The organism is Mesorhizobium sp. M0664 (assembly GCF_040320565.1).
GTDB lineage: Bacteria > Pseudomonadota > Alphaproteobacteria > Rhizobiales > Rhizobiaceae > Mesorhizobium.
On sequence record NZ_JAMYPW010000068.1, the window covers coordinates 1 to 24,361 of the forward strand.

The 24,361-nt window shown below is 58.1% G+C and carries 24 protein-coding genes and 1 pseudogene; 5 read left to right on the top strand and 20 right to left on the bottom strand.

Going from position 1 to position 24,361, the window contains the following annotated elements:
* Together glf and NKI39_RS32185 are read right to left on the bottom strand one after the other, a co-directional pair.
* On the bottom strand, nucleotides 1–907 hold a 907-nt coding region (gene glf, locus NKI39_RS32180; protein ID WP_352836967.1), incomplete at its 3' end, for a UDP-galactopyranose mutase.
* A gap of 2 nt (nucleotides 908–909) precedes the next feature.
* Nucleotides 910–2,082: a glycosyltransferase family protein gene (locus tag NKI39_RS32185; RefSeq protein ID WP_352700220.1), complete on the bottom strand. Its 1,173-nt coding sequence runs from the start codon at nucleotides 2,080–2,082 to the stop codon at nucleotides 910–912.
* A 399-nt stretch (nucleotides 2,083–2,481) separates the two neighbouring features.
* On the opposite strand from NKI39_RS32185, the gene NKI39_RS32190 reads away from it, so the two are divergent.
* Nucleotides 2,482–3,405, top strand: a complete 924-nt coding sequence (locus tag NKI39_RS32190) for a glycoside hydrolase family protein (RefSeq protein ID WP_352700221.1) — start codon at nucleotides 2,482–2,484, stop codon at nucleotides 3,403–3,405.
* Nucleotides 3,406–3,638: 233 nt separating this feature from the next.
* On the opposite strand, the gene NKI39_RS32195 is transcribed toward NKI39_RS32190, so the two are convergent.
* The 5 genes from NKI39_RS32195 to NKI39_RS32215 all read right to left on the bottom strand — a co-directional run bounded on the left by NKI39_RS32195 (nucleotide 3,639) and on the right by NKI39_RS32215 (nucleotide 9,378).
* Nucleotides 3,639–4,565: an ArsR/SmtB family transcription factor gene (locus tag NKI39_RS32195; protein ID WP_352700222.1), complete on the bottom strand. Its 927-nt coding sequence runs from the start codon at nucleotides 4,563–4,565 to the stop codon at nucleotides 3,639–3,641.
* 503 nt (nucleotides 4,566–5,068) lie between these two features.
* Nucleotides 5,069–5,308 carry an alpha/beta fold hydrolase gene (locus tag NKI39_RS32200; RefSeq protein ID WP_352700223.1) on the bottom strand — a complete coding sequence of 80 codons (240 nt, stop codon included), beginning with the start codon at nucleotides 5,306–5,308 and terminating at the stop codon, nucleotides 5,069–5,071.
* A 906-nt stretch (nucleotides 5,309–6,214) separates the two neighbouring features.
* Nucleotides 6,215–6,667 carry a YidB family protein gene (locus tag NKI39_RS32205; RefSeq protein ID WP_502897799.1) on the bottom strand — a complete coding sequence of 151 codons (453 nt, stop codon included), beginning with the start codon at nucleotides 6,665–6,667 and terminating at the stop codon, nucleotides 6,215–6,217.
* A gap of 354 nt (nucleotides 6,668–7,021) precedes the next feature.
* On the bottom strand, nucleotides 7,022–7,891 hold the full coding sequence (locus tag NKI39_RS32210) for an MBL fold metallo-hydrolase (RefSeq protein WP_023679038.1): 870 nt from the start codon (nucleotides 7,889–7,891) through the stop codon (nucleotides 7,022–7,024).
* Nucleotides 7,892–9,063: 1,172 nt separating this feature from the next.
* Nucleotides 9,064–9,378, bottom strand: coding sequence for an alpha/beta fold hydrolase (locus tag NKI39_RS32215; protein WP_352700224.1), 315 nt, complete (start codon nucleotides 9,376–9,378; stop codon nucleotides 9,064–9,066).
* A 374-nt stretch (nucleotides 9,379–9,752) separates the two neighbouring features.
* On the opposite strand from NKI39_RS32215, the gene NKI39_RS32220 reads away from it, so the two are divergent.
* Nucleotides 9,753–10,391, top strand: coding sequence for a hypothetical protein (locus NKI39_RS32220; protein ID WP_352836969.1), 639 nt, complete (start codon nucleotides 9,753–9,755; stop codon nucleotides 10,389–10,391).
* 21 nt (nucleotides 10,392–10,412) lie between these two features.
* Here NKI39_RS32220 and NKI39_RS32225 read toward each other — a convergent pair whose 3' ends face one another.
* The 11 genes and pseudogenes from NKI39_RS32225 to NKI39_RS32275 form a co-directional block, all read right to left on the bottom strand.
* Nucleotides 10,413–11,867 carry a PHP domain-containing protein gene (locus NKI39_RS32225; RefSeq protein ID WP_352836971.1) on the bottom strand — a complete coding sequence of 485 codons (1,455 nt, stop codon included), beginning with the start codon at nucleotides 11,865–11,867 and terminating at the stop codon, nucleotides 10,413–10,415.
* Entirely contained in the window at nucleotides 11,864–12,073 is a 210-nt protein-coding gene (locus NKI39_RS32230) for a hypothetical protein (RefSeq protein ID WP_352836974.1), read from the bottom strand. The genes NKI39_RS32225 and NKI39_RS32230 overlap by 4 nt, the downstream gene beginning before the upstream one ends.
* 103 nt (nucleotides 12,074–12,176) lie before the next feature.
* Nucleotides 12,177–13,706: a DNA ligase D gene (ligD, locus tag NKI39_RS32235; RefSeq protein ID WP_352836976.1), complete on the bottom strand. Its 1,530-nt coding sequence runs from the start codon at nucleotides 13,704–13,706 to the stop codon at nucleotides 12,177–12,179.
* On the bottom strand, nucleotides 13,703–13,891 hold the full coding sequence (locus NKI39_RS32240) for a hypothetical protein (protein WP_352836988.1): 189 nt from the start codon (nucleotides 13,889–13,891) through the stop codon (nucleotides 13,703–13,705). The genes ligD and NKI39_RS32240 overlap by 4 nt, the downstream gene beginning before the upstream one ends.
* 238 nt (nucleotides 13,892–14,129) lie before the next feature.
* Nucleotides 14,130–14,327, bottom strand: a complete 198-nt coding sequence (locus tag NKI39_RS32245) for a hypothetical protein (RefSeq protein ID WP_352836979.1) — start codon at nucleotides 14,325–14,327, stop codon at nucleotides 14,130–14,132.
* A gap of 282 nt (nucleotides 14,328–14,609) precedes the next feature.
* Nucleotides 14,610–14,846 carry a DUF982 domain-containing protein gene (locus NKI39_RS32250; protein WP_352836982.1) on the bottom strand — a complete coding sequence of 79 codons (237 nt, stop codon included), beginning with the start codon at nucleotides 14,844–14,846 and terminating at the stop codon, nucleotides 14,610–14,612.
* Nucleotides 14,847–14,854: 8 nt separating this feature from the next.
* Nucleotides 14,855–15,100, bottom strand: coding sequence for a DUF982 domain-containing protein (locus tag NKI39_RS32255; protein WP_352473718.1), 246 nt, complete (start codon nucleotides 15,098–15,100; stop codon nucleotides 14,855–14,857).
* A gap of 480 nt (nucleotides 15,101–15,580) precedes the next feature.
* Entirely contained in the window at nucleotides 15,581–15,835 is a 255-nt protein-coding gene (locus tag NKI39_RS32260) for a DUF982 domain-containing protein (RefSeq protein ID WP_352467868.1), read from the bottom strand.
* Nucleotides 15,836–16,383: 548 nt separating this feature from the next.
* Nucleotides 16,384–16,611 carry a hypothetical protein gene (locus NKI39_RS32265; protein ID WP_352467869.1) on the bottom strand — a complete coding sequence of 76 codons (228 nt, stop codon included), beginning with the start codon at nucleotides 16,609–16,611 and terminating at the stop codon, nucleotides 16,384–16,386.
* A 666-nt stretch (nucleotides 16,612–17,277) separates the two neighbouring features.
* On the bottom strand, nucleotides 17,278–17,475 hold the full coding sequence (locus tag NKI39_RS32270; protein ID WP_352682143.1) for a hypothetical protein: 198 nt from the start codon (nucleotides 17,473–17,475) through the stop codon (nucleotides 17,278–17,280).
* Nucleotides 17,476–18,119: 644 nt separating this feature from the next.
* Nucleotides 18,120–18,316, bottom strand: a pseudogene (locus NKI39_RS32275) (transposase); the annotation flags it as partial.
* Nucleotides 18,317–18,391: 75 nt separating this feature from the next.
* Here NKI39_RS32275 and NKI39_RS32280 point away from each other — a divergent pair.
* The 3 genes from NKI39_RS32280 to NKI39_RS32290 all read left to right on the top strand — a co-directional run bounded on the left by NKI39_RS32280 (nucleotide 18,392) and on the right by NKI39_RS32290 (nucleotide 21,324).
* On the top strand, nucleotides 18,392–18,643 hold the full coding sequence (locus tag NKI39_RS32280; RefSeq protein WP_352473724.1) for a DUF6074 family protein: 252 nt from the start codon (nucleotides 18,392–18,394) through the stop codon (nucleotides 18,641–18,643).
* Nucleotides 18,644–19,361: 718 nt separating this feature from the next.
* Nucleotides 19,362–20,522: a hypothetical protein gene (locus NKI39_RS32285; RefSeq protein WP_352682141.1), complete on the top strand. Its 1,161-nt coding sequence runs from the start codon at nucleotides 19,362–19,364 to the stop codon at nucleotides 20,520–20,522.
* Nucleotides 20,523–20,763: 241 nt separating this feature from the next.
* The gene (locus NKI39_RS32290) at nucleotides 20,764–21,324 is read left to right on the top strand and encodes a hypothetical protein (protein WP_352836985.1); all 561 of its coding nucleotides are present in this window, start codon (nucleotides 20,764–20,766) and stop codon (nucleotides 21,322–21,324) included.
* Nucleotides 21,325–21,432: 108 nt separating this feature from the next.
* On the opposite strand, the gene NKI39_RS32295 is transcribed toward NKI39_RS32290, so the two are convergent.
* Both NKI39_RS32295 and NKI39_RS32300 read right to left on the bottom strand, forming a co-directional pair.
* Nucleotides 21,433–23,637, bottom strand: a complete 2,205-nt coding sequence (locus NKI39_RS32295; protein WP_352682137.1) for a hypothetical protein — start codon at nucleotides 23,635–23,637, stop codon at nucleotides 21,433–21,435.
* Nucleotides 23,638–23,924: 287 nt separating this feature from the next.
* Nucleotides 23,925–24,248 carry a hypothetical protein gene (locus NKI39_RS32300; protein ID WP_352700229.1) on the bottom strand — a complete coding sequence of 108 codons (324 nt, stop codon included), beginning with the start codon at nucleotides 24,246–24,248 and terminating at the stop codon, nucleotides 23,925–23,927.
* Nucleotides 24,249–24,361: the final 113 nt, after the last annotated feature.

Consider the following 24,361-nt stretch of genomic DNA (forward strand, 5'->3'; position numbering starts at 1 on the left):
CGTCGGTGGGGTATTCGTAGGTGAGGCTGGTCTTCGGACTCTGCTGACCGGTCAGATGCTTGTACTCGGTGATCCGTGTGTATTTTTCCGTCTGCGGATAGTTGACGACGGCGACCGGTTGAAACTGCTCGCAATCAAGCGTCGTGTGCTCAAAGCGCAGCGAACGGTAGGGCAAGCGACCAAGCTTCCAGTCGAAATACTCGTCGATCGGACCGGTATAGATCATCTGCTGGAAGGGGATCTTGTCGCGAATTTCGCGGTAGTCGGTCTGCAGCATGATCTTGATCTTGGGACTATCCAGCATGCGCTGAAACATGCGCGTATACCCGCCTGCCGGCATGTTCTGGAAGCTGTCGCCAAAATACCGATCGTCGCGATCGGTCCGGGTCGGGACTCGCGCCGTCACTGACTTGCTCAACTGGGAAGGGTCGACACCCCACTGCTTCCTCGTGTAGCCGCGGAAGAATTTCTCGTAGAGCTCTCTGCCTACTGTGCTCACCACGACGTCCTCGGCGGTGCGGACTTCTTTGACCGTTTCGCGTCGGAAAGCGAAGAAGTCCTGCAGCTGCTCGGACGTCAATTCAAGGCCGTAGAGGCGGTTTATGGTGTCGAGATTAATCGGTATCGGCAGCAGCTTTCCATCGACAAGCGACAGCACGCGATGTTCGTAAGGCCGCCATTGCGTGAATTGCGACAGATAGTCGACGATCGATTGGGCGTTGGTGTGAAAGATGTGAGGCCCGTAACGGTGAATTAGTATTCCCGCCTCGTCGTAGCAGTCATAGGCATTGCCGCCGACGTGATTTCGTCGGTCTATGATCACGACGCTTTCCTGCCGTTGCGATGCGATACGCTCGGCCAGCACACTGCCGGCGAAACCGGCCCCTACGATCAACCAGTCGAACACGCTCACGCCCTCCTCAGGAATGGGACGACGCTCTTCATCGCATGGGCGCGCTCGATGTGGGCAGCCATCGCGCTCCAGGTCTTCTCCCAGGACATGTCGGCGAGGTAGGCGTCGGCCTTCTCCACCAGGAAATCGCGGGGGTGGGCCAGGATCGAGCGAAGCTTGGCCTCGATGTCCTCCGCCTCGACAATCTCGACAAGACCTTCGACGCCGTAGGTACGCACAACGTCGACGATCGCCGTGGACAACACCGGCAGTCCTGCCGCAAGAAACTCGGGAGTCTTGGTCGGGCTGATGTAGCGGGTCGCTTCGTTGAGCGCGAACGGCATCCAGCCGGCACTCCAATGCCTGAGATAGTTCGGCAGGTCTGCATAGGACTTGCCGCCCAGCCAATGCAGGTTGCCTGCCGTGGGAAGGCTCGCCCGATCGATCTTGACGACAGGGCCGAGCATGACAAAATGCACGTCTGGCATTGCCGCAGCCGCATGCGCGATAAGTTCAAGGTCGAGCCGTTCGTCGATGACCCCGAAGTACCCCACCCTCGGGTGAGGTATGTCGGCCTGATCGAACGGGTCTTCACCTGGCGCCCTAGCCTGATGGAAATGGGTAACGTCGATGCTGCTCGGGAAGGGAAAGATCGCCCGATGCAAGCTGCGCTTGGCCTCGTAGAGGCTCTGCCCGCCCGTGAAGACGACATCGGCACGTTGCAACAGCGCCTTTTCCAACTGCGTCAACTCTGCGGGAGCGTCTTTGAACGCGGAGAGTTCATCCATGCAGTCGTAGACGCAGACGTCACAGGCGAGATGATCGCTGAAGCGTAGCGCCATAGGCGTGTAATACCAGGTCGTCAATCGGTCATGCGGCGTGGAGGCGAGGATCTGATCGACGAACCTGCGCTGGATTGCGTCCGCCCTGGTCGCGGAAGTACCAACTGGGATCAGCGGCGTCACTATTCTGATCTTGGGGGTAATATTGTGCACCCGCATCGAAGGGTGGCGCCTCTCATCGAAGATCGGCTCTTCGAAGTAAATTAGCTGTTGCTGTTTTGACGCCAGGGTCAGAATGTGTTGTGGTCTCTGATATACGAAGTTCCATCGGAGGTGTGAAAAGCAAATTAAAATAGACGGTTGTACAGGGTTTTTTGGTGTTTTGGCCCGGCCCGCCGCCATTTCCATGTAGATTATCCTTCGATATAGTTACAAAATGCCTCGACTAACAAAAGTCAATCGAGGCAGCTTTGACATGAAGTTCGCAGCCTTCTATATAACTTCCATCCCGATAAGTTGTTCCATAGCTCCAAACTGTCTCGGGCGAGACCAGCCGTCCGCTCCACTTGCGACGGCTCGACAGAGAAGGGGCGAGCCGGCCGCCCCCATTCGATCCACATGATGAAGCCCCTCGCGTCAGGTCGGGCTCCCCAAATGTGGCCCTTTGCCACAGAGCGGTTCAAATCCTTCAATCGTTCAACAACCGTTCATCAGCGGAGCTATAAATACGCTTGGAATCGATTCATCTGAGTCGCGCCGGTGGTTCATTTGAATGGAGACCGAGACGAATCGAGGGATGGCTGGCGAATGAAGATCGACTTTGAAACCAACGTCTTTCCATTGTTTCACCCGCAGGTTGTGGATGATCTGAAGGACCCTTGTCCGGTGTTCGACGGCACGCTCTGGCACGTCTTCGGCTCCAGCGGCACCGTCACAACAGAGAGCTGGAAAATACTCCATGCCACGGCGCCGGATCTCTATGGACCCTGGACAGAGCACGAGCCGATCGTCTTGCCGATTACCGGATCTGGCATTGCGGCACCCGGCGTCATCCATGAGTGCGGCGTCTTCCATATGTTCATCCAGACCGAATTCATGAAGTCCGGCGGACGTTGCGAGCATGCAGTCTCCAATGACGGCTTTCATTGGGTGGTGCTCAATCCGGCGATTTTGTCGCTGCCCGACACTGATGAGGACGGCATCTACGATCCCCATCCGGCAATCATCGGCGGCAAGCGCTACATCGTCTATTCAGGCATGCCCAAATTCACCAGGGTACCTCAGCCTGATGTCTATCTGGCGCGCAGCCAATCCGATTCCTGGTTCGGGCCATGGAAACGTCTCGGCAAGATACTCGATCATCTCGACGTGCCGCATCACAATGCGCGCGAGCACCCAGATTACGAATGGGGGATCGAAGGCGCCCAGATCGTCGAACTGCCGGACGGTCGCGTGCTTCTCAACGCCACCTGCTTCCTCCCCGAAGGTCCGCGCGGCAGCCGGCAGCGCGTCTTCTTCGCCATCGCCGATGACGTCAAGGGTCCCTACGTTTCCGTTGGCCCCGTTCTCGACCCTGGTGAGCCCGGCGAGAATGGCCATTCGACGGTGATGATCGACGGCCGGCAACTGACCTTGTTCTACCAGAGCAGGCGTGAGGCTACGAACCATCGCTGGCGGTTCGGGTTGGCTAAGTGTGACCTGGATCGGCATATACTTTCGAGAGTTGCCTAGATGGTAAGTTCCGGCATTTGCCGGAACGGAGGATGCTCTGGCTGTTGGTTGGTGGGACGGATCCCTTTGTACTGGTGATTGAGGGTAGCAGGGGATTCGCAGCCAGTGGGCAAAGCTTGCGACGAGGGATCTATACACGTCAGGCAAGCCGGTCGCCTCATGGACGGCGGTGCCAGCTGCAAGCCTGGCCTAGCAATGAACTGTAACTGAGCGCAGCAACGCGGCCAGTCGATTCACGCGGTTTTGATCCTGAGCACAATGTCCTGATCGTAATTTCCAAAGCCCTTGCCGAAAATGTTGATCCCGCCGGGGCGATTGGCGTCGTCCTTGACGCCGATACGGACGCGGATTGAATGATGGCTCTTCAGATCGAGTGCGGCGAGGCCGGTTTCGGAAATCCTGAGGCCGTCGACATAGGTGCCGTCATTGGCAATTCGCCAGTTCTTAAGCTTGCCGTATTGCGAACCCTTGAGTTTCCACCAGGACGGCGTGAAGACGCCGCGCTTGTCGCCGAAATCCCCCGGCGACGTCCAGGTGCCGACATCGACGCCATTGATCGTCAGCGTGATGTCCGAGGGCCAATCGGCGCTGGTGCCCGGCACTTCCGAAGACAGCTCTATCGCTACTTCGAGCTCGGTGATCTCGGCATTGGCGAGCTTGGCATTGTTGGGAAACTGGTATTCGACAAAACCGCGCGTGAACCATAGCAGACCGGCTTTCATGCGGTCCGGATCGAGGAAAGTGTTCGGCACATCGAGCAAGCCGATGATGCCGTCCGGCGAACAAAGGCCGCAGGGCGCGGTAACCTCGAAGCCGGTGTAAAGCCCGATCGGCATCGACACTTCGATCGCGTCGTTCTTGACCGCACGATATTCGCTCTTGAACACGACGAGCACTTCTTCCGCCGTCGGATAACAGATTTTCTGACTGCCCTTCTTCGCTTTCAGGTGCTCGGTTCGGATCAGGCCCGCATCCTCCAGCACCTGGATGTTGGTCGAGACGGTCGACTGCGGCAGCGACAGCACGGCGGCGATTTCGTTGACATTCATCGGCCCCTTCTCATGCAGCAGTTTCAGCATCGAGATACGCGCCGAGGAGGCAAGCCCCTTGAGCACGGCAATGCCTTCCTCAGGTTCAATCACCAGAAAATTGCGATTCATGAAATCGCCAGTCTATGCTCGTGACAGAGGTTATGGCTTCGCTCATTACAACGGCGCTGACCGAAACGCCGAGCCGTTGATTTGGTTACATTAAGCCCTCGACCGTCAGTATGCATCGCAAGCCGCACCCACAAGGATGGTGCGACATGTCTACATTGTTCTCCGACCGCCAGCTCCTTGTAGTGCGGGGTGCTTGTCAGCCCGTGGCCTCGATTGCAGACGACTAGATACTGGCAGCCACAAAGAAAGGCAGAAGCCGAACACGGAAGTGGGGCCGTTCCCCTGGCCAAATCCCCAAGATACCGGACCTCGACGTCGGTGTTAGCCGAACCGGCGCGGATGGATGCACAGGATGCGGTTCGCTGAAGTGCGTGTCGCCGTGAAGTAAATCATCGGGGATTCGCCACCCGATAGAGTCGGGACGGGGTTCTACCTATTGCTTTTGAGCATGATCTTTTCCGAAAATCGCGATTCCACTTCTTCGGGATCGCGCCAGTGCCGGCCTACTTCATGCTGGCCGCGGCAGCGACCCTGTCCACCATGGCGAGAACAGCTAGCGGTGCGGTGTGGTGGACCATGTGGCCGGCCTGCGGGATGATATCGACAAAGGAACCAGGAATCTCCGATTGTAGTCTAAGAGCCTCGGCTTTCGCATCGAACAACCGGTCGCCGGCCCCGGCAATAATGCCGGCAGGCATCAACAGGGTGAAGCGGCCGCCGGCCAGCGCGTCGGCCAGCATCAATCCCGATTCGGCCGCGATCGACCGCAGCTGTGAGGCCGCTGGCGATGTCCTTTGCCGACGAAGCAAACCCTGCAGAGACGATGCCGGGGCGAAATACTTGCCCATGGCGAGCGGCCAGGTGAGCAGCACAAGCCGCGGCAGCAAAATGTGGCGGGAAACACCGGCAACAGGCAAGGCCAGCAGCCCGCCAGTGCAAGGCCCAGGCGCGGCGGCAAGAACGGACCGATGAAAGACTTCCGATCGAATCGTCGTCCGATCGAGCTCATCGACTCGCCCGCCTGCCATCGAACCCAAACTCAGGCCGCTGAGCGGCCGAGTAGTAGATGCGACTTCGCTGCTTCATGGCTCACACTCCATCTTTCAGAAAAGAGCGTGTGTTGCTGCGATCAGTTGAATCCGCCACCCAAAGCGGACGCGCCGCGAACGCGGCTGCTAGGCAGGCCGAAGCCTGTGCAAGTACAGCTGTGCGTCACAAGCCAAGTGAACCAAGAAGCTGCACGAACCGCGGGTGATCGCGAATGGCGTCGAAATCGACTTCGTGACGGATTCGCTCCAATACGTTCTGACTCATGCTTCCTCCGACGGCTCTTTCCAGGTACCGCACCGCTGCTCCACTTCCCCGAGCACGGAATACATGCAAGCGGCGTTGTACTGCGTCACGAAGTCGTCCGGATCGATCGCCAGCGCTCTGGCCAGCCAGGAACGCGCTCACCGATATACGCGAGCGCGAGGGCGCCGCGATGCAGCGGTGCCGCATTTTCAGGATGGCGGCCAGTTGAGCGTTCGGCGCGCTCGAAACAGACCCTTGGTTCGCGAGCGGATGAAGGCGATCGCGCAGGAGCGTCCCCCGTGTAGAGTTGCCACCCTGGATCTCGCCTTGGCCGGCTGCATTCCTGGCTGTGTCCCCTAGGATACATTGTCGAGCAGGGTCGACTTATCCAAGCCTTGTGTCGGCTCAGGCGGCCATTCACCATTCGGCGTCATCTCGTTGACTGTCTCGGGTAGATCCCGCGCAATCCTTCTGATTAGCTCCTCGCGCGAAAGACCCGTCTGCATCGAAATGGACGTGAGTGTACCTTCGTCCATTGCCGCTTGGACGTCCCTTGGCTCAATCGGTTGGTTTGGCCCGCTGCCAACCCACGAGTCGACCTTCGATCCTGCCCCCGCCTCCCTGAACCGGTCGAGGATCTCACCAAGGTCAGCCCTCGACACGCCATTCGTTATCTGAGCCAGAATTCTGCGTTGCGGGTCGTTTGGGTTAAGATACCCTGCTCCCGGAATCAATTGACAGAGCTTGTCGCGATTTTGGTATGCCAGAACGCCAAGCATCGCGATCGCCAATCTTCCCAGATTTGCCATTTGGTCTCCTCCACGGTTTTGGCCGATGAGCGAATCAAAGCCAAGTCTTGGCGGATGCCGACGCGTGTGGACTCGAACAACTTCTTGCCGGTCGGCTCGCGGGCGGACAGGACGCGTCCTTCGGGTACTCGTTTTCCATCTGACGTCTTCCCCTGACGCAGAACTTCGGGGCGCTTGGCCGCAGTCGCCCTGCGCCGATCGAACGCCCTAACCCGGCGCCTCCCGGGTTTGTTCCGCTTGTCAGAGTTTGTCGGCGACGATGGGGCGCGCGACCCGACGGGTAACTCTACCGGCTCGAGAGACAGAGTCTGCCCAACTTGACCATACTTCAGAACGACGACGGCTCGGTTAGCCTCAGCTACCTTGGACTGCCGCCGGCTCGCGCACGAATTTCAATTTCGGCGGGACGGCGAACACCCTGAACCGCTCAGCCAGGCTGTCAAGAGCTTGACGCATGCCCACTCCCGCAGCAGCCGCACCGTGTCCACTGATGACCATCCGCGGGTTCAGGGCAGCCAGGTGCTTCACGGATCTTTCCGCCGCATCCCAGTCCGGCGTGAAGTAGCGCGGCGGACCGTGCATCTCAAGATCCTGAACGGCGACCTCATAGACTGACTCCTGACCGGTGGTGATGAAAGCGTCCCCTACGATCAGCGAGCGGTCCTCCTCGCGCCAGAGCGAGATATGCCCAGGAGCGTGCCCGGGTGTGTGTAGCCATCGCCATCCGGGCATTCCGGGGATCGATCCGTCGGCAGGTAGGAGTTCCAAACGGTTGCCAAGATCAATTGGCCCCCGTGGGAAAAGCGGCGAAAGCAGCGCCATCAGTCCACCCCCGACCCAGGGATCCGGTGGCGGATAGGACGCGGTTCCGTCCAGATAGGGGCGCTCGAGTGGATGCGCGAAGACAGGCACGTCCCACCTATTCGCGAGGTCTAGAACCGTTCCCACATGGTCGAAATGGCCGTGGGTCAGGATGATCGCGGCCGGCCGTGCGTTCGTGCCAAACCGCTTTTCCGCGACCGCAAGAATGCTGCCGCGGGACGTCGGCAACCCGGTATCGATCAGCATCCAGTTCCGATCTCCGCTGCCCGGTGCGCCGAAGAACACGACATTGACGATTGCTAGGCGCAAATAGCCCAAGTCCGGTGCGATGCTCCAAGCGCCGTCGCCACGATCCTCGCGCCTGGCGTGGTCGATCTCGGAAAGTCGAATCTGAACGGTCATGTGATCCCGTGCCTCTCTTGTTGCTGAGCAGCCGCTCGAGTCGATCGGCGGCGGTGGTATATCGCCCCGAACTTGGCACGGCCCTCCTTGTTCCTCCTTCGCCACCCAGCTCCGGACAGTCCACCACAGGAACAAAGGCTCGACCAAATCGGTTCGGCATTACCCGGTCGCGCCAGGACGAGCTGGACTGAGCAACGAAGATGGCGCGCGCCCCATTGGATGCGGTATTTCGCCAACGCGGTTCCCGGTCCTAACAAGGCGGCCGAGTTCGAAGCCGACTGCTGAAAGAAGACTTCGAATGAGCGAAGTGGGGCGTATGGACGAGCACCAGGTGGAGGCTCCGGTTCCGCAAGCTTCGCCTATGACTGGTCAAGTTGGGCGCCAATGGTCGAGGCGGCCCGATCGGCAGGTGTCCAGGTTATCTGGGACATCTTCCATTACGGATCTCCAGACCATGTCGATCAGCGATCGCTGCATTTCATCGATGCCTATGCCTCGTTCGCGGCAGAAGCCGTGAGCGTACAGCGTTCGATCGCCGGAACACCGCCTCTGTTGTGTCCCATCAACTAGATCTCCTTTTTCGCATGGGCTGTTGAGGTCGGCTATTTCCCGCGTGGGGCCGAACAAACGTGGATGGTTCAAGCGGCATCTCGTGAAGGCTGCCATCGCGGGTGTTCGTGCAATGCGGGAGATCGACCCCGCCTGCAGATTTGTCTGGGCCGAGCCCCTTATCCAAATCGCTCCTCGTGACCGGACCCGCAGCGAACGGGGTCGGGCCGAAAACGCCCGTCAGGGGCAGTTCGAAGCTTACGACATGTTGCTGGGCCGCGTCGAACCTGAGTTGGGCGGGAGCGAAGATGTTGTCGATGTCGTGGGCCTGAATTTCTAGCCGCACAATCAATGGTAAATAAACGGGCCGACGATATCGATGGGACACCATGAGTACCGCGCTTTGTCGGAAATGTTGCTCGAGGTTGCTCATCGGTACGGTAAGCCGATGTTCATTGCCGAGACCGGCTCAGAGGGATCCGGCGGGCCGGCTTGGCTCCACTATGTATGCCGCGACGAGGTGCGTGCCGCTATGGGTGTCGGAGCATCGATTCGAGGGTATTTGCCTGTACCCGATAACGGCCTACCCGGGCTGGGACAATTCGCGTCATGCAGAGGTGGGGTTATTTTCGGCCATCCACCCGAATGGCACACGCCGCCTCCGTCAGCCCGTCGCGGACGAACTGGTGCATCAGCAAGATCTGTTCACGGCAAACCGGACGCGCTGATTGTGTTGCGACACACCGCAAGGGCGAGCACCGAAGACCAGGGCAAATTACGGTGTATTCCTCAGCCAAAATCGGCGCCACGCGATGCCAAGTGGCATGGGTGCGAGGATGACCGTGCAGCATCAGGAAGCGGCGGCCCCTTCCACCAACCCGCACTCTGAGCGTCGCTTCCGGAAGTTTGATCTGCTCCAGCGAGAAACCTTCAAACATGCAACTCCCTCCATTCGCAACATTTGCCAAACGTGTAAACGGAGAGGCAGTTCAATGTCGGCTTCCGCGGGATCTGAACTTGCCTTGTATTCCGCGAAGAGGTCGTGAGCCGAACGGCGGCTTTAACTGATCCCTCGGCAATAACCGGACGGACAGCAAACGGCCCCCAAAAAGCCGCCAGGCGGCGACGCGCCTGATATCGCACTTCGAGATCAACTCTGCCGTTTCCTGTTAGCCGAAGTTGCAAACGGCCCCGCTCACAATCGTGGTTGCGCCTTTGGGCATCGTGGTTCAGACCGCTGGCGGATTAGAACTCATATTGGCTTTGCGATCGGCTCATCGCTGCCGACTATCGGGGACCTATATAAAGGGGCATGTCCACGCGCCGTAAAACCAATGCAACAGCGAAGCTGATTGGAGAGTGGCCTTTAACCCCGGCTGCAACGTTTGGATCGTCCGTCAGAGCGAGGGGTATTTTTCTCGAAATACGCGACCGCCTTCCAACGGAGTTCAGGAAATTGCTCAATATCGAGTCCCGCGTGCTTACCCTGCGCCTGTCTGAGGGCGCCGAGAATGATGGGCAGGTGGTATTCGGGATCATATCCAAAGCACTGCAGAATATCGAAGACCTGCCCGTAATCCCCCGTGAAATCGAGGACATTCTGACGATCTCGACGGCCGAACGGCACCGCTGGCTGAAAGATGGTCGCTTGCAGAGCGCCGGGACGAAAACCGTGAAACTCCGCGGGCGGGCAAGGAACATCACCTTTCACGTGTTCGACCCGGAGCACGTGGAGGATGTGCTTGACCGCGACCTGGTTACGGTCTGGCGCGAACAGGACGCAGCGACAGCTGCAGAGAACAGGCGGCGAGCCGCGGGGAAGGCCGCTATGAAACGTGCTCAAAGAAGCGGTCGCGGAACTGCAGCTTCAACTGGCTACGGCCCCGACGAGAACGCGCACTCCAGTTTGCGCGGCTGGGAAGATTTTGAGAATGACGGACTCCTGCGCTGATAGGCCGGGCGCACAAGCAGTTTAGGACGTTTGCCTGCGCCGTGCGAGATGCGCAAGAAGGGCCGTCAAACGCATCGCGTTCAGGACCCGCTTCGCAGGAACACCGCCCTTGCGCGCCATCTCGACACCCCAATGCATGTGGTCGAGCTCGCGGATCGAATGAGCGTCCGGATTGATGCTGAAGATGCAGCCCTGATCGAGTGCCTTTTGATGCCAGCGCCAGTCGAGGTCGAGTCGCCACGGATGTGCGTTGATTTCGACAGCGACGCCGTGTTTCGCACACGCTTTGAGGACTTTTTCGACGTCGAGATCATAACCGGGCCGCCGCAACAGCTGGCGACCGGTCATGTGCCCGATGATTGTCGTCCGGGGATTTGCGATCGCCTCAATGATACGCTCCGTCTGTTCCTTCTTTGGCAACTTGAAGCGGCTGTGCACGCTCGCGACAACGAAATCGAACAGCTCCAGGATATCATTCGGGTAATCGAGCGAGCCATCCGCCAGGATGTCCGCCTCGATGCCCTTCAGTATGCGAAATTTTCCATTGTATGCCTTGTTCAGCCGGTCAGCTTCGCGGTGCTGTTCAGCAATCTCCTGCAACGAAAGGCCGCCTGCGTAGTGAGCGGACTGCGAATGATCGGCGACACCATAGTATTCGAAACCGCGCTTGCGCGTGGCTTCCGCCATTGCCTCAAGCGTTTCGGTGCCATCGGATGCGGTCGTGTGAGAATGCAGGATGCCATGCAGATCTTCATCCCGAATGAGGGCGGGTAGCTTCTGCTTTGCCGCTCGCTCAATCTCGTCCCTGCCTTCGCGCAATTCAGGCTCGATAAACTGCAAGTCCAGAGCTTGGTAGATTTCTTCTTCTGTCGCTGACGCGATCAGCTTTCTCCCGCGATGAAGCCCGTCGGCGTTTAGGGTGAACCCCTTGTCGGCCGCGAACGTCTTCAGTTGCTTGAGGTGGTCTGCCGAACCGGTTGCTTCGAGCAGGCTCGCGCCAAAGTGCTTCCTGTCCGTGACAACAAGCCTGAGGGTCGTATCCTCGATTCCAGTCGATTTTCTGGCCTGCGCTACCAGGGCGAAATCGGAAACGAGCTCGCAACCGCGCCGGAAGTCGCCTGCAATTTCGACGCGCGAAAAGTCTGGATGCTCTTGCTTCACCGATATGACCGCATGTTCGAGAAGAGCGGCGGCCTTGTGCAGGTGAAGTTGCGTTTCGCCGCTGCGCACGATGGCCAGGTTCTGCAGGAGCTTTGTCTGAAGCGCGGCGCCGAGGCCTTTGACTGGGCGTATGCGGTCTTCTCTTGCTGCGGCCTCGAGCTCCGCCAGCGAGTTCACGCCGAGCGCCTGATGAAGCTTCAGTATCTTATCAGGACGAAGCCCGGGTATGGCAAACAGCTCCATCACGCCCGCTGGAACATCCTCGCGCAGCTTCTCAAGGCTCGGGTGCGTGCCGGTTTGGTAAAGCTTGGTCACATGTCTGCGATTGCGTCACCGATCCCCGGGATCTTGGTGAGGGCGCCGGCGGCAATGATCCGATCAAGCGGCTGCGACAGCGCCGTCAGACTGTCTGCCGCGCGCAAGTATGCCTTTGTGCGATAGGGATTGTCGCCGCGCATAGACGCCCGTTGTGCGTATTCCCTCAAAAGACTGGCGACGGTCCTCGGATTGATTTTTGCCATGGCTTCAGCCAAACGGAGGCCGATCTCCGCAGGTTCCAATCAGGCAAGGCCATGAGCGCCGCGTTGCCCTTTAAATCCCGGCTTTACTGCCTCTTCACGTACGCTACAGATTGGGCAAGGATTGGTCAGCGCGACCCCATCCAGCCAGAGCTTTGGAGGCTGCGCGTTTATTTAATTCAGGAGCATCGCCCACGTGGAAATGAGAGGGCGCATCTATTGTCTTCATCTCCGCCCACGTGATCGGTGCCGCGACAGGGGCGCCTGGACGTGATCTTGCGCTGTAGGGCATGATCGCGGTCGCCCCGCGCTGATTGCGTAGATAGTCCACAAAGATGCGACCCTTGCGGCGCGCCTTTGACAACACGGCCGTGAAATGGGCCGGATCGCTCCGGGCGACCGCCTGCGCCAGGCGAGACGCGAAGTCCTTCACCTCTGGCCACTCGGCGCCAGGGGTGAGCGGCGCGATGACGTGCACTCCTTTGCCTCCCGTCAGCATCGGGAAAGTCGTAAGTCCCAGCGATTTAAGGATAGCGCGGAACTGAAAGGCAGCGGCGCGGACGGCCTCAAAATCGAGGCCTTCATCGGGGTCGAGGTCGAACACGAGGCGGTCGGCCTTTTCGACATCCTCGATCCGAGCCCCCCATCCATGCAGCTCGATCGTTCCCATCTGGACGCAGGTCATCAGTCCGTCGGCATCGTCGACATAGAGATATGGTTCCTCGTGCCCGTCCTTCTCCGTGATGCCGACGTGGTGGACTTTGTCGCCAAAGCTGCCGGCGTCGTGTTTTTGGAAGAAGCACTTCTTCGCGCGGCCCTGTGGGCATCGAACCAGACTGATCGGCCGGCTGCCAACCCAAGGAAGCATGATCGCCGCGACCGCTGCGTAATGGTCGGCGAGCTGTCCCTTGGTGATGTTGGACTCCGGATAGATGACGCGGTCACGGTTACTTATCGCGATGGCGGTTGTCGCAGACGCGGCGAGATCGGCTGCATGACGTTCCGTCTCGAGCACGACCGCCTCCGGCTTCTTGTCTTCACGGAGACCAAGATAGCTCGGATGTCGTAACGTCCCTTCATTTGTCATTTCGGTGAAGGCAATCTCAGCGACCAGTTTCGGACGGAGCCAGTGTGCGCCGCGCACTTCGGCGCGTGGTGCGTCGACGGTGGCGGCCTTCTGCTCAAGCGGCGCCATGATCTTCAAGAGACGAAGAAGTTCAGCGGTATCGAAGCCGGTGCCGACTTTCCCGGCGTAACGCAGCTTGCCGCGGTCATGAACGCCAAGGATCAAGGACCGAAACGCGCGGACCTTGTCGGACGGCGTCCAGCCGACAATCACAAATTCCTGCCGCCTGATGCATTTGATCTTCAGCCAGCTTGCGCCGCGGGCCGCCACATAACTCGAATCCGCGAGCTTTGAGATGACGCCCTCAAGGCCGGCAGCGCAGAAGCGATCGAGCAGCTCTTCTCCGCGGCCGAGGATATGGTCGGAGTAACGAAGGACCGGATTTTTCGCAGGCAAGATCGCCTCCAGCTTCGCCTTGCGCTCAACAAGAGGAAGCCTTGTCAGATCCTCGCCGTCGAGCTGCAGCAGATCGAACGCATAAAAGTCGATAGTCGTCGGGGCACTCTTCAATGCATTTTGAAGCGCCTGGAAGTTAGATCTTCCTTCCGCATGACAACCACGGCCTCGCCGTCAATCAGGGCGGAGCGCACCTTGAGCTTGCGAGCCTCGGAGAGGATCGAGGGAAAACGGCTAGACCAGTCCAGACCAGATCGTGTGTAGGCTGGCGCCTCGCCACCGCCGACGGCAACGAGAATACGATAGCCGTCGTACTTATCTCATGGATCCAACGATCGCCGGCAGGGACCGTGTCCACGAGCGTTGCAAGCTGGACCGGCCGGAAAGCGGGCGGCGCAAAGGTGACCTCGTCACGAGCGGGCGACTTCGCTTGACTAGCGCTCGACGCATTGATTGCCTTACCAGACGTTGGCTTGACCACTCTGACCTAAACCATACGCAGAGACGAAACAGCGTTTTCCGCCGTCCAACGCGCGACTAATTCTTTAGTTTCGCTGCCGCCGTTTTGAGCTTTTCGCGATCATTGCCGACCCGCTTGATTAGCGCCTCGGCCTGAGGCCGTGCTTCCTGCCTCCGGCCCTTCCATTCCCGATTTTTCGCGCACAGCTCACAGGCAATAATCAAGAGCTGGAACGTGCCCTCAAATGCCGCCACAGCGTATCCGGTTTCTGCCATCGGCTTTAGAAGCCTGACATCCGGTTCCGGTCCCCTGTGCGTACGGTTTTGATCTTCTCGTCGAACCCTATGTTCGATTGATGATTACTCGACGTGCCCCATTGACGCCAACTACCTCGCCCAGAGCAGCTCCGATGCCAGTTTCAAGAAGTGCAAAATGGCCATATATGCGCCGACCAGAGTGAATGCTCTCGTATCCGGGTCTATTTCGAGCAGCGCGGACTTGGTCAGCATTAGACAGCCTAACGGGTCCTTCCCAACATAGCCATGGGCACCGGCCTGCTACTCACGCAGCACCCTCTCCTCCTTGGCAGCAGCCTCGAAAGCCTGACGGACCTCTTCCGGAGTCACACGGTCCTGAAGGGCGTCGGCGCACAGTTGCACAGCCTTCCTCCACTTAGGTCCCATCTTGGTCCACTTCATGAGTTCCTCGGCGGCACCCTCGACGTTGTTGCACCCGTAGGACCCAGGTCGGTCGGTCTTGACGTACACCGGAGGGGAGAACCAATGGGTTGCCACGACAACTCCTACTCAGGGGAGAGATACACGTTGGCCTCCTTAGCGGCAGCCTCAAAGGCCTTTCGTATTATGTGGGGGTCAATCGAATCGCCCTCCAAGGCTGACAGGCAGAGGGTCACCGCCTTATGCCAGCGAGGCCCTCGCCGGGTCCACATCTTGAGCTGCTCAAGGGCTTCCTTCGCATTGTTGCAGCCATGCCTGACACCGGTTTCAGTCTTCACGAACACCGGAGGGACGAACCAGATGGGCGCCATGATACCTCCTACTCAGGGGAGAGATACACGTTGGCCTCCTTGGCAGCCGCCTCAAAGGCTTCACGCACCTCATGGGGGACATCCTGCCCTCGAACGCGTCGACGCAGGATTGGACCGCCTTCGTCCACCTCGGGCCCTTTGTGTCCCATGCCAGGAGTTCCTCGGCGGCTCCCTCGACGTGGCTGACCCCATTGCGAATGCCCGGACGTTTCGTCTTCACGTAGACCGGGGGAGAGAACCAGAGAGGACCCATAAGAGGGAACTTAGAGCGGGAAGAGCCCGCCGACCAACCCCGCTTTAGCTGCAGCTAAGGGAACGATGTAGGCCCTCGCGGGTTTAGAGGCGGCAGCGGGATTACTTCGTGGATGTGCAGCCGCTGTGGGGGGGTCCGTCGCCTCTCATCTCCATGCTTGGCGGCGGGCTCCTTTCGCGAAGGCGGTGTTGGTCTGAGACACCTAGAACCTTATACCGCAATCCAATTTAGCTGGTTGTCATTGGGGGGAGTAATGTCCCCTCCTCTTTTGCAGCAGCCAGGAATGCCTTGCGGGCCTCCTCAGCTTCCATCTCGTCGAAAATCACGGCCATGCAAACGCGCACCGCGAGGTCCCACCAAGGGCCACGCTTGGTCCACTTCATCAACTCCTCGCCGGCTGCCTCGGCGTTGTTGACGTTGCGGATGATCCCGGGACGCTCGGTCTTGACGGGGATCGGAGGGTTGAACCAGTGGAGAGCCATGAATGGACCCCAGGCGGCTAGCGGGTTTCGTCTCTACTAACCGGCTCAGCGATGAGGACGATTACCGTTTGTTAGGCATGTCTGAGTCCGTGACGGGATGTTTCCAAAGGTTCATCGACGGTTATCTAAGCGGTCGGTACGAAGCCGGTATGCATCATCTTCCGGTGGGTGTCGCCCTGGTCATTTCGCTTGTTGTCGGTCTACTCGTTGCGACGATCGCGTAAAAGGACCAGTCGGAAATCTGCGGCATCCGATGGTTATTTGTCCTCGGCGAGAGCGTTAATGTGAGGACTGTCACGCCAAGGCCGGAATATTGAGAATGAATGACAGCATATGGGCGCGCGCCCATTGCGAGGTCACCGAAGTCGGCCGACAGCTACTCCCGGGCGTCGAAAGCCACGCAGAGGCCCATGGCAGTTGCTGCCTCGACGATTGCCTCGGTTAGTTCTTCGTCGGAGGCCACCAAATAAGGCGCAGTCTCCCGAGCTTCGCGTAATGCCGCTTTGATCGAGACCGTGTCGCGACGGTCCGCCCTGTTGAGGAGGCGGTTATTCGCGAAGATCGAACCCGACGAACAGGCCAAAGGCTGGGGCAACATTGACAATAAGCTCCACCAGCTCGCAGTCAGTTTCCGCCAGATGTGGCCGGTCTCGGCGCACCGCTGCAATAGTCTCTTTGACGGAGATGATTTGGCCGCGACGGGCTTGTAGGATCAGCTCGTGAACAAGGTGTTTGGCAGTCACTTTGTCGGGTCGGCAGTTCGTCCAAACGTTCATACAAGGCCTCCCACCTCAGCGAGAACCCAAGAGAACATTCATGATCCTCTGTCGAGAAAAATCAAGAAGAATGTTTGATAACTTCTGAGTGGGAATCAGGGGGACAAGCCACGAAGCGAGCCTCTATACTCTTTGACCTGACGCTCAGCCAGCCGGCTAGGGACCTTCTTCCGTCGGGCCCTGTTTGGCCCGATCAATAGCCGCAAGTAATGACTGTAGGGTTGGCGGCAGTTCTGGTTCGACCTCCAGATTTAAGAACGTTTGTACGTGATGACGATAGCCTTCGGAACGGATCAGTTTCCGAAACGCTTCGGAGACAGACTGATGGTCTGCTTTGTTGCTCGTTGTCATGTTCGGGAAGTCCGTCCCAATGAGCCGCAACTCGCCCGCAACGAATGGGTTCCATCAGGAGGTCGGAATATTTGGTAGAAATTTCTGAGCGGGAGATCGGCTAACTGGCTCGCGCGAAGACCCCCGTGCCCCCTTCGATCCGCCGAGCATTAATCCCCGCTGTTTGAACAGAAGATCGTGTCGATCTAGCGTCGGTGTTGCATATCGTGAATGTTGGAATGCTTCTGTCCAATGTTTGCTCACGCTGTGATGCCAACAGGGCAGGCTCTTGCGGCAGGGTGCCGCAAGGTCGCGACGATGAAACGCCGGCCCAATTCAACCTGGGCGACGCCCTTCAAAGCTGGGAGGATCCATCTTCACCAAGCGGTCTGCGGCCTCGACCGCAGTTCGTATCCTGCTGCACAGCGCGAGATTTTCCGCCAGCATTTCTTCAGTGCGTTGAAGCGCGAGCTCGATCCGGTGGATGCGCTGCCTGGCATTGGCAACTTCCGATGTCAAAAGATCGGCCGCCATCCCGTGGCCGTGGGGTTCCATAGTGTCCATGGGTTTCTAATACATGGGGGGCGATATCGTTCCCTGATGTCGGGCGAAACGGCGGGCCGCAGAAAAGCGCGACGGGCCGAATGACCAATGCGCGCCGTGTCAAAACAGCGCCGGCAACAGGCGAACGGCTTCGGCCGCTCTAGATCCCACGGGCAGAGGCGATCACGGTCCAGAGGGCCATTGATCTGTTCAGGTACGACTACAACGTAAGCGAAGACACACTCAGGCGGCTGGTGATCAAGCACCGTCTTCACAACCAGACAATGCCCGGTGCTCCGTGGAGAATAAGCGCTCCCGGTTTGGCTATGGCGCTCGCCGGCGATGATGACGCGCTTGCGCGGTTGAGGCGGGACGATCGCGAGCATCCGGACGTAACCCGGTATTTCAAGCGGCTCGGCATCCCGCGACCCTGACCTGTTATCAAAAGTTATGGTCGCGGCGACTGTCTAAAATAGACATTAAGTAGATGTCGCGGCCCGACAGGGCTCCACACAAGAGCGAACCGTTGCTGCCTTGCGCATCGCCCTCTAGGCCGCCGGCGTCGAGTTCATCCCGGAGAACGGCAGCCGCGCCGGCGTGAGGCTCCGCAAACCTTAGGCCGTAGACTCGTTACTGCGCAGCCACACACCTGCTTTTCGCCATCGGACGAAGCGGTTGCAACAGGTGGTGCGCGGGCCATAGCGCTGAGGCAGGTCGGCCATGGAGCACCGGAGCGCAGCACCCAGAAGATGCCGTTCAGCACGCGCCGATCATCAACACGTGGCACACCTCTTGGCTTGTTGGGTAGACGCTTTATTCCATTGCTGACCATTGTCCAAAAGCGCTGTTAACCAAATTTTCTCACCCGCCAATGCTTATTCGCGCGACTGAAGGGGTGAGGTGATCGATGTGTGATTCAAACATAAGCGCGTTTCCGCTGCATCGGCGGCGGAAGTTGGTCGAAGGGATCGCCCGGGTCCTGGAATCCAAGAACGGGAAGGACGCGAACGCCTTCTGGCGCAACACCGCCAAGGAAATTCTCGTTCAACTGTCCGAATCAGGAATTGCACCCGGGGTCGCCGAACAGGAAGTTGGAACGCTTCTTCATGCTGTCTTGGCCGATATCGCCACCCGCAGTGCTGCGAAACTTGCACAATAGCATCGGCTCACGATGAAGGATTGCCGCATAGAGACGCCCCGGGGCTCCACAAGCGTAGCACCACTGCATCCGTCAAACGCAGGTTTCTCACTGCGGATGAAAAGATAGGCGCGTTCGTCGAAATCATGCGCGCGAATGTGCTCTCGGGCGAGATACGGCTCCGTCTCGCCTGTCCGGCGGTCATCGACCAAATCGAGGTAGGCGATGCGGAAACCCGCATTCACGAAAGGCCGACGGACCTTTTCCACGAGCTGAACCCGCAAAACCAATGAGCCGCCGTTGAGTTCCACACTGCCAATTATGCGATTTTTGGAGCACAAAAGGCGAACATGTAGTGGCCGGCCTATGTGTTCTCGACGTCAACAGCACTGACTCACTTCGGCTATCGCCGGCTTGTGAATGACCGGAAGGGGGCCGTTTCCAGACCGTCCGGTTTCGGTAGTTGCGAGAAGCTGCCGTTCTGCAGCCGACCCCTTTAGCGGACATGGGGAGCTACTTCGAACAAAGATGTAAGCTGCCCTCCCCCATGCCAATCCAATGGCAGTCCTTCGGGCTACCATTGCAGTTTGGTGTACCTTTCCTTCTATAGGCTCTAAGCGATTCCAAGAGGGGGATTTTTGCCTTTCCAGCTGCAGAACTAGCATCGTCAAAGCACGGCTCCCATAGTGCCGCATGACCAGCGCGATGCGCGACTGAAACACACGAACGGGACAGAATGTTGGACTTGTTTACTCCGCGATTCCGGGAAGAAAAGCTCCACAATTACTTTCGTCGCATCTCGGCCGACCCTCACTACGCGAAGGTCCAGCCTATCATTCAAAACTGGGCGACAGGCCTGCTGGATCGAAGGGGAGAGAGCCAGAAATTCATCAACGAATTTCAAACGACATTCAATTCCTCGATGTGGGAACTCTATTTGAACAGAGCGCTGACCGATTTGGGGTGCAGTGTCGACTTTTCAAAGTCAGCGCCGGATTTCTTCGTCCGAGGACCCGGAAACTACGAGTTCAACATAGAGGCTGTCGTCTCTGACCAGCCTCCGACCGCGAAGCAGAAGAAGACCTTCAACGAGCAAGATTTCAAAACCCGTGGTGCACTGAAGCTTGCTGGGAAGATCAGGGACAAGCTGGATCTTTACCGCGGAAGCAATGGAAAGAAGCACCCGTATTCCTCGATGAGCCACGTGTGCAGCCGGCCATTTGTCATTGCAATCGCCCCCTTCGATAGCGACCTCTCACTCACCCAAAACAACGAACTCATCAACATGGTCCTTTTTGGCTTGGCGCCGCCTTTGCTCGAAGGGCCAGACCTAGGAAAGCAAGACAAGATAACCTCTCTCCTGAAGCCTTCGGGTGCGCGAGTTGAGATGGGAATTTTCACGAACGATTCGTTCAAAGAGATCAGCGCCGTTTTCTTTTCTACGGTCGGGACCTTTGGAAAAGCGGTCGTTGAAGGTAAGATTGATAGGCTCGTCCGGTCGACCCGTTACAGGGTGATCGACAAGGACAGGATTGCGCCCGGTTCGGAGCTCTGGCAAGTCGGGACGCACCGGTTTCAGCTCGCCGCGCTGAACTACCTCCTCACGCAACGACGAGGAAGCGAGCATCAGATCGGCGGTGCAGATGTGCTTATTCAGCACTCATCGTTTCATCGTGAAACCCATCTCGATGGGTTTCAGGTCTATTTCAATCCGTTTGCAGAGGTACCGTTTGAGCCAGAATTCCCATGGCCCGCAGAAATCGCTCTCAACTATTACGACGTCGAAAGCGGTGAGCACATCCAAGCGCATCCTGACGGCGCGCTCGTTTCAAGGCAGGTTTATCAAATAACCCCCGAATACATTCGGCTTCTGCTCGGCAGTTATGGCTTTCTTTCATGATGGTTAGCCGGATTGGAGAGGCTTCAAGATCGATTCCTAAGTCCGCATCCTGAGTTCTGCGCTCAAGAGCGGACTGACAGCAACCTGAGGTGCCTTTTTGCGACTGTGTGACGATTGCTTTGAACTCCGGTCATCAACATCTGGTACCATTCTTGAAGTAGCAGCAAGTAGGGCGTCGAACGATCAAGTCTGTCGCCCGAAACCGAATTGGGTCCCCATTATGAAACAGGAGGCAACTACTGTGGCAGCGGGAACTGCCGCGAGCATCGAACTTGCGGATCTGATCCGACGAAACGTGGAGTCTATGGCCTTCCCGCCATCGGAAATAGAGGCGGCCACCTATGAGGAGGTGAGCGCGCTGCCGCGCGTAGTTGTTTCTCGGCCGCCCGTGGAAGAGCTTTTGGCGACTGGCTTCGTGCGTTATGACTGTCACCGAAATTGCGGTGAGCAAGCTGCCAATGACCCGGATGGCAAAAGCAGACAGGTCACTGGATGGTTGCCCCATGGTGAAGACCTGATCCTCCACTCGGTCGCCATTATTGAAAATGAATGGATCTGTCTGACGCCGCAGTTAGTGCCTGCGCCGAACAGGTTTGAGTTCATTCCTGACCCTCATCTTGAGTGGCGCAATGCAGATGGCGGCGCCACCCGGACAGCATTCCGTCATGGGAATGAGGTACCGAAAGCACTTCGCAGGGACCCAGGCCATCATATCCGTATGTGGGACGAATTCCAGGCTCTCGTCGCAAGGGGACATTCGGTGATCGAGGCCAGAGATTTCATGGCAACGTCCGCTTTTTAGGAAATCGAACGTCGATTCGGAATGTCCGGCATGCGGCGCTAACCTGCCCGTCACGGTTCGAGCGAGTTGATTGTTTTGATCAGAGCGGCCACCGGTGGGCGAATAGCGTCAGAGCCCTTCGAATCCTGGGATGCCGTAGGCGGTCGGATCCAACGTCGGATTGAACAGCCATGCCAGCATTGACATGTTGCAGCCGTTCATGGTCTTGACGTTACTTAGCAAATCGGGCTCCGCGGCTGGCGTTTCGTCGGCGGCTACACTCACCTTTCCCTCCGGCCATTTGCCGGTGAGGCGAAATTGCTCCATGACAGCTTTTGCTTCTTCTTCAAGGGTGCGCCAGTATCTCGGCTTTCCGTAGAGAAATGGACACGAGTCTGTTGATGCCGTGAGTCCCGCCATCTCGGCGACTTTGGCGTCGGACAGCCGCCAGCCCAGCGGCAAGCCCAAGTCGCCGATGGGCAGCTCGTGGGGAAAATACCCGCCATCGACGTGTATTCCTTGAACGTTGTCCGGGTCAGCCAGTCCGCCGAGCAACCGCCTGGCCCGACTCACGGCCAATTCGCCTCTGGTGGTCCGAGTGCTGATCATCGTTAACAGCGGGTCCAGAAGATAGGACTGCCGTGGATCTGCGTCCTTTAAGGACTCAAGGTCGTTCAGAGGCACTTTGGAGTTCAAACTCTTGATCGGCATGTAAACGAGAAAAACATTGAACTCGCAGCCCTTCCACTCAACTGTTTGGGTGAATGTCGGGATGACGTGTAAAGGACATTTGCAGAGGTTTGTTCCACTCACCTCGTAGGTGGCGTCTTCGCTCTTGGCGCAGTGCTCGGAGTCGAGGGAAAGCGCCTTTATCTGCTCGACCACTTCCATCGCCGTATCGGCCCCTGCGTTCTCGAAGTAGCCGCCGTCTCCGAGAATTCGATAATCGTCTTTGTCGACTCGCAGCCGCGCCGTCGACGTGAGCCACGGGAAGCGAGCGCTGGTTACGGCTGCCCGGTTCCCTTGGATGTCCTCGCCGCCCGTCATGGGGAAGAAAGCAGCTGTTTGGCCACCCAGGTCAGGCACGGATCCAATCACAAAGCGAAATCCCGAATTGGCGTCCGTTGCAACGAACACCTGGGCGGGACGAGCCTGATCTGGCCGCCATGACGCTGCTAACGGTTCGGAGATACGCGGATTGTCCGGGAGACTTGCAGCAATGGTGTTTGCCAGGACATCGCCCCCGTCCGGCGAAATATCGATGAACGGCACGAAGAAGTCAGCCACCTGCACAATGAGGAGGTTGGCCAAAACGGGGGACAGGAAATCATAAGACAGCACATCGGTATTCACAGCCGTGTTGGAAGAGCCGCATTTACGCAGCTCAGAATTAGGCGCCTCCGCTGATGCGAACAACAGGTTGCCGATGCCCCCGCCCGATATGCCAACCGACGCGAACAGGTGCTGCTGGAAGCTTGGACAAACGGTCTGCAGCTTGCTGAGCGCGAGATAGGAATGAGCTGCGGCATAGATGCCGCCACCCTCGGCGGAGCTGATAATGACCGGATAAGGTCGCTTTGCCTCTTTGTAGGCGTCCAGATCGCCGCGCATTGCCAACCACGGCACGACAGCAGTGGCCGCAAACCAGTCGGAGCTGGCGTCAGCCCCGGGCTCTTTGCCAGGCGTGAGCGGAATATCGTTGCTGCTCCCGAACACAATCGACGCTAAAAGGCAAGCTCCGAGGTATGCCGCTGTGGCCAAAGGCCATGACCATAGGATCGTTAGTGTGGCGCCAAGCAGTCCAAGTCCAATAGTCACGACTGCAATACCTAGAGCCTGAGGTGTCGAGATCGGGTCGAGCCTCACTACGAGGCACAAAAGCGCCCACATGACCAGAACGGTTACAAGCGACCATCTCCGGCTCAGTTCTGCAACGCGCTTTGCGCCATACCCCGCCAATCTTAGCCGGCCTAAGAGCATCATGGCTCCAATACATACAAAGATGCCGGGAACGACAATCACCCAAAACAGCCACGGCGAGGCGGCGTCAGTCTTTTCGATTAAGCGGGCAATTGCGTAAAAGGATACACTCCCGACGAGCAGATCGGCGAATCGTGAGCTTCGACCGAGATCGTCGACGAATGAGATGGCGAAGGCCACGGTTACATATACTGGCAAAGCAAAGAAGAATATCGAGGCATAGCGCTCGTCGCGCAGGTATATGCTGAAGATATGTAAAACCTGCGGTGGCGCTAGAAAATTGAAAAGAACATAAAATACAGATATGACAAAAAGCGGAATGCGCTGAAATAGATATCGTGTGAAAAGCGTCATCGTATGTCTCTAAAGAGAATTTCAGCGCAAGTCAGTGATGCACATTCAAGAGAATGGTATTACATCGCCAGAGAACCGCAAGTCCTCCCCGCATCGTCATCGTATGCGAAGCCGGACGCATCATCAATCTGAGGACTGCCTGCAGCCAGATCCTCGGCTTCGTCGTGATGTCTATCTCCATGCCCTCCATGAGGAGACCTTTGTGGACCACCTGTTGGGCCGGCCAATGAGCCATGACCGTACCGAGTACCGCGTGCCGGTGAACGCCGATATCCATGACGCAGAGGTCATTTTTCTTCGAGGAGTAGGATTTCGATATAAAATCCGCTTGGCGTGAGGGGGCCGGCGAACTTGGCATAGTCGGTACTGCCGCCGCCGTAGCCAACGCCATCCACCACGTGACCGGCAAGTCCGTGCGTGATCTGCCGGTCACGATCGACAAGCTGCGTAGCCTTCTCCAGTACGAGCATCCTGGCGCCGCCCGTTTGGCATTCAGATGCGATGTGGCCGTGACTTAGTGCAATCGTGCCCAAGGTGGATCGCGAGAATGTCCGCTTTCTGGCTTTGGGCGAACCAACGTGAACGGCTGCGATCAGGCGCAAAGCTGCCACTCACCTATCGAAGAGCAAGAGGCCGCTTAGGGTCGATAGTGTTGAAAAAGTCCGGGTTGCAGCAGTCCTGAAGCACTTCTCTATTCGGCATGTTGAGGTCAAGCGCTTTCGAG

Coding starts and splice junctions, on each gene's coding strand:
- NKI39_RS32185 (WP_352700220.1), bottom strand. CDS start 2,082: ATGGAAATGGCGGCGGGCCGGGCCAAAACACCAAAAAACCCTGTACAA.
- NKI39_RS32190 (WP_352700221.1), top strand. CDS start 2,482: ATGAAGATCGACTTTGAAACCAACGTCTTTCCATTGTTTCACCCGCAG.
- NKI39_RS32195 (WP_352700222.1), bottom strand. CDS start 4,565: ATGAATCGCAATTTTCTGGTGATTGAACCTGAGGAAGGCATTGCCGTG.
- NKI39_RS32205 (WP_502897799.1), bottom strand. CDS start 6,667: ATGGCAAATCTGGGAAGATTGGCGATCGCGATGCTTGGCGTTCTGGCA.
- NKI39_RS32210 (WP_023679038.1), bottom strand. CDS start 7,891: ATGACCGTTCAGATTCGACTTTCCGAGATCGACCACGCCAGGCGCGAG.
- NKI39_RS32215 (WP_352700224.1), bottom strand. CDS start 9,378: ATGTTTGAAGGTTTCTCGCTGGAGCAGATCAAACTTCCGGAAGCGACG.
- NKI39_RS32220 (WP_352836969.1), top strand. CDS start 9,753: ATGTCCACGCGCCGTAAAACCAATGCAACAGCGAAGCTGATTGGAGAG.
- NKI39_RS32230 (WP_352836974.1), bottom strand. CDS start 12,073: ATGGCAAAAATCAATCCGAGGACCGTCGCCAGTCTTTTGAGGGAATAC.
- NKI39_RS32245 (WP_352836979.1), bottom strand. CDS start 14,327: ATGGCAGAAACCGGATACGCTGTGGCGGCATTTGAGGGCACGTTCCAG.
- NKI39_RS32255 (WP_352473718.1), bottom strand. CDS start 15,100: ATGGCGCCCATCTGGTTCGTCCCTCCGGTGTTCGTGAAGACTGAAACC.
- NKI39_RS32260 (WP_352467868.1), bottom strand. CDS start 15,835: ATGGCTCTCCACTGGTTCAACCCTCCGATCCCCGTCAAGACCGAGCGT.
- NKI39_RS32265 (WP_352467869.1), bottom strand. CDS start 16,611: ATGAACGTTTGGACGAACTGCCGACCCGACAAAGTGACTGCCAAACAC.
- NKI39_RS32270 (WP_352682143.1), bottom strand. CDS start 17,475: ATGGCGGCCGATCTTTTGACATCGGAAGTTGCCAATGCCAGGCAGCGC.
- NKI39_RS32280 (WP_352473724.1), top strand. CDS start 18,392: ATGTGTGATTCAAACATAAGCGCGTTTCCGCTGCATCGGCGGCGGAAG.
- NKI39_RS32295 (WP_352682137.1), bottom strand. CDS start 23,637: ATGACGCTTTTCACACGATATCTATTTCAGCGCATTCCGCTTTTTGTC.